Genomic DNA, 10,180 nt, shown 5'->3' on the forward strand with positions numbered 1-10,180 from the left:
CCCTTGAACGGCGCCTGAACCGGTTGTTCATCCACCGTTCAGCTCCGCGCATCGACACTGCAGCCATGAAGCGCCTTCTTCGGCCTGCCTTGCTGTGCCTCGCCGCCCTCGGGCTGGCGGCGGGTGTCTTGTTGCCTGCCGGTGCGGATGAGCGCCGCGACCACGACCGCGCCCGCGCGGCCATGAAGGCCGGCGAGGCACTGCCGCTGCAGGACGTGCTCGAGAAGGTGCAGCGCAACTACCCCGGCGAGGTGCTGGAGGTGGAACTGGAGCGCGAGGACGGCCGCTGGGTGTACGAACTCAAACTGCTGCAGCCGGGTGGCCGCCTGCTGAAGCTGGACGTGGACGCCCGTACCGCCGTCGTGCTGCGCACTCGCCCGCGCCCTGCCCTGCCGGCCTCGGCCCCGCCAGCGGAGCGTCGCCCATGAGGCTGCTGCTGGTGGAGGACGACCCGGTGCTGCGAGGCCAGTTGCACCAGATGCTGCTGCAAGCCGGCTACGCGGTGGACGAGGCCGCTGATGGCGAATCGGCCCTGCACCTCGGCACGACCGAACCCTATGACGCCGTCGTGCTGGACCTGGGCCTGCCCCGGCTGGACGGTCTCACCGTGCTGCAGCGCTGGCGCAGCCGGGGGCTGACGGTGCCGGTGCTCATCCTGACCGCACGGGACGGCTGGCACGAGAAGGTCGCCGGCATCGACGCTGGCGCCGACGACTACCTGGCCAAGCCCTTCCACACCGAGGAACTGCTCGCCCGGCTGCGCGCGCTGGTGCGCCGCTCGCATGGGCTGGCCTCCCCGCTGCTGCAGCGCGGCGACATCACGCTGGACACCCGCACCGGCACCGTCACCCAGCAAGGCGTGACCGTGAGCCTCACCGCGCAGGAGTACCGGCTGCTGGCCTATCTGATGCACCGCGCCGGCGAGGTGGTGTCGCGCAGCGAGCTGGTGGAGCACCTCTATGCGCAAGACTTCGACCGCGACAGCAACACCGTGGAGGTGTTCGTCGGGCGGCTTCGGCGCAAGCTCGGTGCCGACCTCATCGAGACCCAGCGCGGCATGGGCTACCGGCTCGTCCCGGCGCCGTGATGTTGGTGGACCGCATCTGCAGGGGGCTGCCCCAGCTGTCGCTGCGCTATCGCCTGCTGCTCGCCACGCTGCTCACGGCGGGCCTGGCGCTGGTGGCGTTGGGCCTGCTGCTGTCGGCGCTGTTCCGTGACCATGCGCGCCAGCAGTTCGTCGAGCGCCTGACCGCAGACCTCGACCAGGTGATCGCCCGGCTCGAAGTGGACGCGCAGGGCCGGCCCACACTGGACGCAGCGCGGCTTTCCGACCCGCGCTGGACACGGCCGCATTCCGGCCTGTATTGGCAGGTCGACGGCGCGGGCGCCAACGGCACGCCGGGCCTGCTGCGGTCCCGCTCGCTGTGGGACGACGCCCTGACGGCGCCTCGCGATGCCCCGCGCCCCGGCGAACTGCATGTGCACGAGGTGCTGAACCACGGCCGCGAGCCGCTGCTGCTGATCGAGCGCGGCGTGCAAGCCGATGGCGCCGCCGCACCCTGGCGTGTGATGGTGGCGGCCACGACGGTCCCGCTGGAGGCGGGCGCCGCCCGCTTTGACAGCGCGCTGGCGGGCTCGCTGGCGCTGCTGTTGCTGCTGCTCGCCATCGGCGCGGTGCTGCAGGTCGCGCTCGGCCTGAAACCCCTGGGCCACCTGCGCGAGGCGCTGGCCGACCTGCGGGATGGCCGCACCCAGCGCCTGGCCGGACGCTACCCCAGCGAGGTGCAGCCGCTGGTCGACGACCTCAACGGCGTGCTCGACCGCCAGGCCGCAACCCTGGAACGTGCACGCGCCCAAGCCGGCAACCTGGCGCATGCGCTGAAGACGCCCCTGACCATCCTCGCCCAGGGCGCCAGCCAGGCCAGGTCTGACGGCGCTGTGCACGCCAAGTTGCCCGACCTCGTGCACGACCAGGTCCAGGTCGCCCGGCGCCACGTCGACTGGCACCTCGCCCGCGCCCGCGCCGCGGCGGCCCAGGCCACGGTCGGCCTGAGGACGCCCCTGCAACCGGTGGCTGACGCACTGCTGCGCGTGATGACGAAGATCCACGCCGGCAAGCACCTCGCCATGCGCGGTGACATCGACCCGCGCCTGGCCTTTGCCGGCGAGTCCCAAGACCTGCAGGAGATGCTCGGCAACCTGCTCGACAACGCCTGCAAGGCGGCACGCGCGCAGGTGGTGATCAGTGCCATGCAGAACGACCGGCACCTGCGCGTGACCGTCGACGACGACGGCCCGGGCATCGCGCCCGCCCAGATGACCGAGGCGCTCAAGCGCGGCAGCCGGCTGGACGAATCCACGCCGGGCAGCGGCCTCGGGCTGGCCATCGTGCAGGAGCTGGCAGGCCTGTACGGCGGCTCGGTCGCACTCGGCACCAGCCCGCTGGGTGGGCTGCTGGTGGTGCTGACGCTGCCGGCGGGTTAGGTGGGGTCGGGGCCCGCTTCAACCGGCCACTTCAACACGAACTCGATGCGTCCGCCTGGGCCGCTTCGCACCTCGGCACGACCACCGTGCAGGCTCAGGATGGCACGCACCAGCGCCAGGCCCAGGCCGCTGCCGCCGGCGCTGCCATCGCGCGAGGCGTCGGCGCGGTAGAAGCGGTCGAAGAGGCGCGGCAGCACCTCGGCCGGCACCGGCTCACCTTCGTTGGCGACGGTCAGCACCGTCAGCGCACCGGAGGCGCCCGGCTCGGTGGCGGCCGACAGCGTGATCTCGCTGCCCGGACGGGCGTGCCGCACCGCATTGGCCACGAGGTTGGCCAGCGCGCGGCGCAGCATGGCGGGCTCCGCCCACAGCGGCGCGTCGCCCTCGCAGCGCAGGCGCAATGCGCGCTCCTCGGCCAGGTCGGCGAAGTAGTCGGCCTGCCGGGCCAGCTCGGCTGCGGCAGACAGCGGCTGGCGTTGCAGGTGGCCGCTCAAGGCCTCGTGCTCGCTGCGTGCCAGGAAGAGCAGGCTGTCGACCATGCGGTTGAGCCGATCCAGCTCCTGCAGCTGCACCTCCAGAAGCTGCGCATACGCGGCCGGCTCGCGCGCGCGGCTGAGGGCGACCTGCGTCTGGCCGGTCAGCGTGGCCAGCGGCGTGCGCAGCTCGTGGGCCAGGTCGGCCGAGAACTGGTGGAGCTGGGCATAGCCCTGCTCCAGCCGCGCCAGCATGGTGTTGACGCCGTCCACCAGCGGGCGCACCTCGCCGGGCACGTCGGCCACGGCGAGCCGTTGCGACAGGCTCTGCGGCCCGATGGCTGCCGCCTGCTCCCGCAGCCGGCGCAGCGGCGCGAGGCCCCGCCACACCAAGGCCAGCGCCAGCGCGGCCGCCACGCCGCCCGCGGCCAGGCTGCTGCCGGCAATGCGCCAGCGGTACTCGGCCAGCAACGCGCGGCGCTCGGGGTAGAGCCGCGCCAGCCGGATCTCCACATGCTGCGCCCCCAGCAGGCCCCAAGCGTTCAGCCCCGCGGCAGGCACGCCGGCCGGCGTGGTCCAGTGGCTGAGGTCTTCCAGGCGGGGCTCCTGCGGCACCGGCAGCGGCGGCGTCTGCAGCAGCGGCAGGCCGGGCGGGTTGATGGCCAGCAGCACCTGGCTGCCGCCCGCCGCATCGGTGCGGATCTCGATCAGCGCATTGCTCTCGCCGCTCATGGTGTCGCGCAGGTAGTCGGCCTGCGAGCGCAGCAGCTCGGGCGTGCCGCTGTGGCCGAGCAGCTGGCGCAGCTGCCGCAGCTTGCCGAGCAGCTGCACATCGTCACGGCGCAGCAGCTGCTGCTCGAACGAGCGGTACAGCGTCGCCCCCAGCAGCGCGCTGGCCAGCGCCGCCACCAGTGCGACCGACACCCCGAGCCGCCAGCCCAGCGAGGCGGGCCGGCTCATGGCCGCAGCTCGCACACATAGCCCATGCCGCGCACCGCGTGGATGAGGCGGCCAGGCACGGGGTCGTTGATGCGCAGGCGCAGGCGGCGGATGGCCACGTCCACCACGTTGGTGTCGCTGTCGAAGTTCATGTCCCAGACATGGGAGGCGATCTCGCTGCGCGACAGCACCTCACCCTGGCGGCGCATCAGCAGGTGCAGCAGGTTGAACTCGCGGGCGCTGAGCGTGAGGCGCTGGCCGGCCCGCGTGGCGGTGCGGGCGGGCACGTTCAGGCGCAGGTCGTCGAGCGTGAGCACATCGTCCTCGCGCGGCGGGCCGCGGCGCAGCAGGGTGCGCACGCGCGCCAGCAGCTCCGCGAAGGCAAAGGGCTTCACGAGGTAGTCGTCCGCGCCGAGTTCCAGCCCGTGCACCCGGTCGGCCAGCGCGTCGCGCGCACTCAGGAAGAGCACCGGCACCTGCCGGCCCACGCCGGTCTGCCGCAGCCGGCGCAGCACCGTCCAGCCGTCCAGGCCGGGCAGCATCACGTCCAGCACGACGAGGTCGTAGGCCTGCTCCGCGGCCAGGTGCAGGCCGGTGTGGCCGTCGCGCGCCACGTCCACCACGAAGCCGGCCTCGGTCAGGCCCTGCTTCAGGTAGTCGCCCGCGCGGGCTTCGTCCTCCACCACCAGGATGCGCACACCGGTCTCCTCATCAAGGGCAAGGCCGCAAGCATGCCGCAGCGGCCCAAGGCATTCGATGGCAAAGATGTCATCGAACGGTCAGCGTGCGGGCAGCGGCTGGTTTCTAGAGTGCCGGCATGCGTTCACTGTTCACGGCTCTCTTGATCACCGCGGCCCTCGCCGCCAACGCCGAGCCCGCGGCCGACGGGCCCGTCACCACCGCCGAGCACCTCGCCCACGCAGCCCGCGCTGCCTGCCGCGCCCTGGGCCGCGAGGTGGCCGTGGCGGTGGTGGACGCCAGCGGCCAGACGCTGCTGATGTCTCGCGCAGCCAGCGTCGGCCCGCACAACCTGGAGGCCGCCCGGCGCAAGGCCTACACGGCCCTGTCCACCCGCCAGCCCACGCTCACGCTCGGCCGGCAGGCCCGCAGCCAGCCCGACACCGCGGCCCTGCAATACCTGCCCGAATTGCTGCTGCTGGGCGGCGGCGTGCCGTGGCGCGATGCCAGCGGCGATATCGCCGGCGCGGTGGGCGTGGCCGGCGGCGGTGGGCCTGAGAACGACGACGCCTGCGCCCGCGCAGCGGTCGAGAGCCTGCCGCGCCACCCTTGATCTCACCCCCAACCTGGAGTCCCTGATGTCGCTTCGTTCCCTTGCACTCGCCAGCCTGGCCACCTCGCTCGCCCTGGCCGGCCTGCCTGCCCATGCCACCAGCGCCAACCCGCTGAGCGTGCACGTGCTCAACCTGCAAACCGGCGAGCCGAGCGCCGGCATTCGCGTCGACCTGGAGCGCCGCGTGGGCACCGACCGCTGGCAGCCGCTCGGCAGCGGCGTCACCAATGCGCAGGGCCGCATCCCCGGCCTGGTGCCGGCCGACGCACTGCCGAGCTGGAGCGCGGGGGAGTACCGCGTCGTCTTCCGCACCGGCGAGTTCTATGCGCAGCAGAAGCAGGCCAGCTTCTTCCCGGAGATCCCGGTCGTCATCCGCGTGGACAGCGCGCAGCAGCACTACCACGTGCCCCTGCTGCTGAGCCCCTTCGGCTTCTCGACCTACCGGGGCAATTGAACACAGGCCGGCGGTTTCAGCGGATCAGCACCTGTCACGCCGGCGCACACAAGCGTAAGGGCCTGGCGCATCCGGTTAATGGCGGGCCACCCTGCTCACATCTCGGTACGTTTGCCTGGGCGGGCTGCCTAGAGTCGCGGCTTTCGCATCCTCCAGGAGCCCATTGATGTCCAGAACTACCGTCCTGATCGCTGCCACCAGCGCCCTGTTGCTCAGCGCCTGCGCCACCAAGGATTTCGTCAAGGAGACCGTGGCCCCCGTGCAGTCCAGCGTCGACAGCCTGGGCACCCGCGTGCAGGCCAACGACGACGGCCTGAAGGCGCTGGGCGGCCGCGTGCAGGGCAGCGAGACACGCATCCAGGCCCTGGAGCGCGAAGCCGCCGAACGCGCACAGGCCGCCAAGAACCTGCCGGCGCCCCCGGGCCTCTTGATGAGCACCGTGCTCACCGACGACAAGATCAAGTTCACCTCCGGCCGCGCCGAACTCACCGACGCCGCCGGCCGCGAACTCGACCAACTCGTGGCCAAGCTCAAGGCCGACAACCAGCCCGTGTACATCGAGATCCAGGGCCACACCGACAACACCGGCAGCCACGCCTACAACCAGCAACTCGGCCTGCAACGGGCCGAAGCCGTGCGCCTGTACCTCGCCCGCGCCGGCGTACCCCTGCCGCGCATGAGCACCATCAGCTACGGCGAGACCGCGCCCCTGGTGGAGAACAACTCGCGCGACGGGCGCAGCACGAATCGGCGGGTGCAGTTGGTGGTGATGCGGTAACCCGCCGCCCGGGTCACCGCCTGATGCGCCGGTCCTGGCAGTGCCCATCTGCCAGGTCGCGGCGCATCACCCCTTCATGGCGCCAGCGACAGGCGCTCAGCCAAAAAATCCAGGAAACAGGCAATCCGGGCTGACAACCGCGTGTTGCGGTAGTAGACGGCATAGATCGGTTGCCGCACGTCTGCCGTGTCGCGGGCCAGCACCTGGACGAGGTCGCCCTTGGCGCGGTCGGCATCCGCCATGAAATCGGCCAGGCAGACCAGGCCCAGGCCCTGCAATGCCAACTGGCGCAGCGTCTCGCCACTGGACGCCGTCAGCGTCGGCGTGACCTGCCATGCGTCACCGTGAGGCCCGCGCAAGGGCCACTGGTTCAGCGCCTCCGGCTGCGTGAAGCCGATCAACTCATGCTCCGCCAGACTGGCGACCGTCTTCGGGCGGCCGCGTGCGGCCAGATAGGCCGGGCTCGCGAGCACGCGCAGCCGGCTGCTGCCGAGTGGCCGCGCATGCAGCGTGGAATCCGTGAGCATGCCGATCCGGATCGCGATGTCAGTGCGCCGCTCAATCAGGTCGATGTTGAGTTCATCGGTATCCAGTTCAAGCGTGATCTGAGGGTAGGCCCGGCGAAACGCCGGCATCAGCGGCACGATGGCATGCAGCATGAAAGGCGTCGCCGCGTTCACGCGCAGGCGCCCGGCGGGTTGCGTCCGGCGCGCAGCCATCTGCTCCTCGGCGTTCTCGATCGAAGCCAGGATGGCGCGTGTGTGCGCCAGGAAGGCTTGCCCCTCCTCGGTGAGTTCGATGCGGCGCGTCGTGCGGCGCAGCAGGGTTGTTTCAAGCTTCTGCTCCAGCCGGCTCAGCGCACGGCTGGTGCCCGAGACCGTCTGCCCGAGTTGCTCCGCGGCCGCCGTGATGGAGCCGGCCGACACCACGCGGGCAAATGCCTGCAGCTCTTCAAGAGTGGTCTTCATGAACGCCCTACATCCTTGACTCCAAGTCAAGAGAATTGTGCTCGTTACCCAGTTTTTCGGCAAAGGAAGGCCACCCACACTCCGCGTCCACCCAAGGAGTGTTGACATGCCCATTGCTTTGCTCGCGCTGACCCTCAGCGCTTTCGCCATCGGGACGACCGAGTTCGTCATCGTCGGCCTCATTCCCACCGTCGCGGCAGACCTCGGTATCGGCTTGCCGTCCGCAGGCCTGCTGGTCAGCCTGTACGCGCTGGGCGTCGCCGTCGGCGCGCCGGTGCTGACCGCCCTCACCGGCAAGATGCCCCGCAAGGCGCTGCTGCTCGGCCTGATGGCGCTGTTCACCCTCGGCAACCTGCTGGCGTGGCAAGCGCCGAGCTACGAGTCGCTGGTCGCGGCCCGCGTGCTCACTGGCCTGGCGCACGGTGTCTTCTTCTCGATCGGCTCGACCATCGCCACCGGCCTCGTGCCCAAGGACAAGGCGGCAAGCGCCATCGCGATCATGTTCACGGGCCTCACCGTGGCCCTGGTCACCGGCGTGCCTCTGGGCACCTTCATCGGCCAGCACTTCGGCTGGCGCGAGACCTTCCTCGCAGTGTCTGCGCTGGGCGTCGTTGCGCTGGCCGGCAGCTGGATCTTCGTGCCGCGGGACATCCGGCATGCGGCACCGGCAACGCTAGCGCAGCAGGCCAGGGTGCTGGCCGAACCACGGCTGTTGCTCGTCTACGCCAAGACGGCCATCGGCTACGGGGGGTCGTTCATCCCCTTCACCTTTCTGGCTCCGATCCTCACCGAGGTCTCGGGCTTCAGTGCCGGCACCGTGGGCTGGGTGATGCTCATCTACGGCGTGTCGGTGGCGGTCGGCAATATCTGGGGCGGCAAGCTCGCTGACCGCCTGGGGCCCATCCCGGCACTGCGGATCATCTTTGCCCTGCTGGCAGCGGTGCTGCTCCTGTTCACCTTCACCGCGCCGCACCCGTGGCTGGCGCTCGCCACCGTGCTGCTGTGGGGCGCGGTCGCTTTTGGCAACGTGCCCGGCTTGCAGGTCTATGTCGTGAAGCAGGCTGAACACTTTGCACCCCAGGCCGTGGACGTCGCGTCAGGGCTGAACATCGCGGCCTTCAACCTCGGGATTGCCGCTGCGGCCTGGGCAGGCGGCCTGATCGTGACGCACGCAGGCCTCATGCACACGCCCTGGATCGGCGCGCTCGTGGTGCTGGTGTCTCTGGCGCTCACCCACTGGAGCGGCCTGCTCGACCGCCGCCAAGGCATGCCGGTGCGCAGCAACCGCGTCGCCACCGCTGGCCACTGACGAAGGGCCCGGCCGGGCGGGCCATCTTGGCGCCGCCCCCTGAAACTTTCGCCATGGCGAGCGACGAGGCCTACATTGAGTTGGGACCTTAGGGTGGCCTGAGGCGGCTCGACAGCGGCTCTCCGGCCCCCTTGGCTCAGACAGGCCAGGAGCCTCGGCAGGCCCGCTGGCGCGGGTCTGCGATTTCAACCATTGCGCCGCGGGCGCCGCGCGCCAGGAACCTTCATGTCCATTCGAAAACACGGCGTCCTCTGGCTTGTCGCAGCGCTTGCCCTGTCGTTGCCTGGCATCGGCCACGCAGCGGGCAGCCTGGATCAGGCGAACGAGCAGGCGCGCCGCGTGGTCCTGCAGGCGATGCAGGAGCGCCTTATCCCTGGCCTGCAGGTCGCGGTCGTCAAGGACGACGAGCTGGTGCTGTCGGAAGCCTATGGCCTCGCCAACGTAGAAAACCGGGTGCCAGCCACGGCCAAGACCCTGTTCCCTTTGAACTCGGCCACCAAGCCCTTCACGGGCGTGGCGATGATGCAGTTGGCCGAGGCGGGGCGGGTCAGCCTTGATGCGCCGATCTCCCGCTATCTGGACGACCTGCCGCCGCCCTGGCAGGCGATCCGCGTGCGCCAACTGCTGGCGCATACCTCGGGCCTCCCGGAGATCGTCGATCAGCCCGGCCCCACGGCGGGCAGCACAGAGGCCGCCATGTGGAAGGGCGTGAAGCAGCAGCCCATGGAGGCGCCGATCGGAGAAATGTTCGCCTACAACCAGACGAACTACGGCCTGCTGGCGCAGATCATCGCCAAGCAGGCGCTGATGCCCTACGAGCGGTATCTGGCCGAACGCCAGTTCTCCGTCGCGAACATGCCGCTCACCACCTTTGGCGACAGCTACGACCCCGTGCCGAACGCGGCGACCATCTACAGCTACTTTCCGCGCCGAACGCTGGCGCCGAACGATGCGAATCGCCTGTCGCGCTGGGTCTATGACATCCCATACAGCTTGCAGGCCGGCGGCGGCATCCAGACGACCGCCGATGAACTCGCGGCCTGGCTGATTGCACTGTCCAAGGGCCGCCTCATCAACGCGGCCAGCAGGCAAAGCATGTGGACCCCAGAAAAGCTCAACAGCGGCGCCAACGGCGCCTGGTCCGCCGGCTGGCCCGTGCTGGCCAGCACGCCGCGCCGTCAGGTGGCCGGCATCGGCGGCAACCGCGCAGCCTTCATCGTGTACCCGGACGACAGGCTGGCCGTCATCGTGCTCACGAACCTCGTGGGTGGCAACCCGGAGCGATTCATTCCGCAGATCGCCGAGCTCTACCGCGCATTGCCCACCCCGCCGGCGCCGTAGTGGCCATCAGCCGATGGTGCCTGCCGTGGCCCTGGCGTGCTGCGCCAGCACCTTCGAGCGCACCCGGTACAGCGTGCCGGCGTCGTACGCCAACAGGCCGGTGAGCCTGCGCGTCTACGCCGACCGGCTCGTCGTCGCGGCCG

Annotated in this window: 11 protein-coding genes and 1 pseudogene; 9 read left to right on the forward strand and 3 right to left on the reverse strand. The window is 70.5% G+C overall.

The window, feature by feature from the left end; translation table 11 throughout:
• The first annotated feature begins 65 nt into the window (after positions 1-65).
• Genes CDO81_RS26375 through CDO81_RS26385 form a run of 3 tightly spaced genes read left to right on the forward strand, consistent with a single transcriptional unit; the run spans position 66 to position 2,484 of the window.
• On the forward strand, positions 66-428 hold the full coding sequence (locus CDO81_RS26375; RefSeq protein ID WP_088486247.1) for a PepSY domain-containing protein: 363 nt from the start codon (positions 66-68) through the stop codon (positions 426-428).
• Entirely contained in the window at positions 425-1,087 is a 663-nt protein-coding gene (locus CDO81_RS26380) for a response regulator transcription factor (RefSeq protein WP_088486248.1), read from the forward strand. Before CDO81_RS26375 ends, CDO81_RS26380 begins: the two co-directional genes overlap by 4 nt.
• Positions 1,087-2,484 (forward strand): sensor histidine kinase, encoded by a 1,398-nt coding sequence (locus tag CDO81_RS26385; RefSeq protein ID WP_088486249.1) that lies wholly within the window; start codon positions 1,087-1,089, stop codon positions 2,482-2,484. Before CDO81_RS26380 ends, CDO81_RS26385 begins: the two co-directional genes overlap by 1 nt.
• Here CDO81_RS26385 and CDO81_RS26390 read toward each other — a convergent pair.
• Positions 2,481-3,917 carry a heavy metal sensor histidine kinase gene (locus tag CDO81_RS26390; protein ID WP_088486250.1) on the reverse strand — a complete coding sequence of 479 codons (1,437 nt, stop codon included), beginning with the start codon at positions 3,915-3,917 and terminating at the stop codon, positions 2,481-2,483. The two genes, CDO81_RS26385 and CDO81_RS26390, sit on opposite strands and share 4 nt — an antisense overlap.
• Positions 3,914-4,594, reverse strand: coding sequence for a heavy metal response regulator transcription factor (locus tag CDO81_RS26395; RefSeq protein ID WP_088486251.1), 681 nt, complete (start codon positions 4,592-4,594; stop codon positions 3,914-3,916). Before CDO81_RS26395 ends, CDO81_RS26390 begins: the two co-directional genes overlap by 4 nt.
• A 119-nt stretch (positions 4,595-4,713) precedes the next feature.
• On the opposite strand from CDO81_RS26395, the gene CDO81_RS26400 reads away from it, so the two are divergent.
• The 3 genes from CDO81_RS26400 (at position 4,714) to CDO81_RS26410 (ending at position 6,419) form a co-directional block, all read left to right on the forward strand.
• Positions 4,714-5,187 carry a heme-binding protein gene (locus tag CDO81_RS26400; RefSeq protein WP_088486252.1) on the forward strand — a complete coding sequence of 158 codons (474 nt, stop codon included), beginning with the start codon at positions 4,714-4,716 and terminating at the stop codon, positions 5,185-5,187.
• Between the two features lie 25 nt (positions 5,188-5,212).
• Positions 5,213-5,641 (forward strand): hydroxyisourate hydrolase, encoded by a 429-nt coding sequence (gene uraH / locus CDO81_RS26405; RefSeq protein ID WP_088486253.1) that lies wholly within the window; start codon positions 5,213-5,215, stop codon positions 5,639-5,641.
• Between the two features lie 166 nt (positions 5,642-5,807).
• The gene (locus tag CDO81_RS26410) at positions 5,808-6,419 is read left to right on the forward strand and encodes an OmpA family protein (RefSeq protein ID WP_088486254.1); all 612 of its coding nucleotides are present in this window, start codon (positions 5,808-5,810) and stop codon (positions 6,417-6,419) included.
• A 74-nt stretch (positions 6,420-6,493) separates the two neighbouring features.
• Here CDO81_RS26410 and CDO81_RS26415 read toward each other — a convergent pair whose 3' ends face one another.
• A complete protein-coding gene (locus CDO81_RS26415) occupies positions 6,494-7,387 on the reverse strand; it encodes a LysR substrate-binding domain-containing protein (protein WP_088486255.1) in 894 nt (297 codons plus the stop codon).
• Positions 7,388-7,493: 106 nt separating this feature from the next.
• Between CDO81_RS26415 and CDO81_RS26420 the strand changes: the two genes are divergently transcribed.
• The 3 genes and pseudogenes from CDO81_RS26420 to CDO81_RS29345 all read left to right on the forward strand — a co-directional run.
• Positions 7,494-8,696: an MFS transporter gene (locus tag CDO81_RS26420; protein ID WP_088486256.1), complete on the forward strand. Its 1,203-nt coding sequence runs from the start codon at positions 7,494-7,496 to the stop codon at positions 8,694-8,696.
• 192 nt (positions 8,697-8,888) lie between these two features.
• Positions 8,889-10,037 (forward strand): serine hydrolase domain-containing protein, encoded by a 1,149-nt coding sequence (locus CDO81_RS26425; RefSeq protein ID WP_241517177.1) that lies wholly within the window; start codon positions 8,889-8,891, stop codon positions 10,035-10,037.
• Positions 10,038-10,077: 40 nt separating this feature from the next.
• Positions 10,078-10,180, forward strand: a pseudogene (locus CDO81_RS29345) (Mu transposase domain-containing protein); the annotation flags it as partial.

The sequence above is a fragment of the Roseateles puraquae genome (genome assembly GCF_002205845.1).
GTDB classification, from domain to species: Bacteria; Pseudomonadota; Gammaproteobacteria; order Burkholderiales; family Burkholderiaceae_C; genus Pelomonas; species Pelomonas puraquae.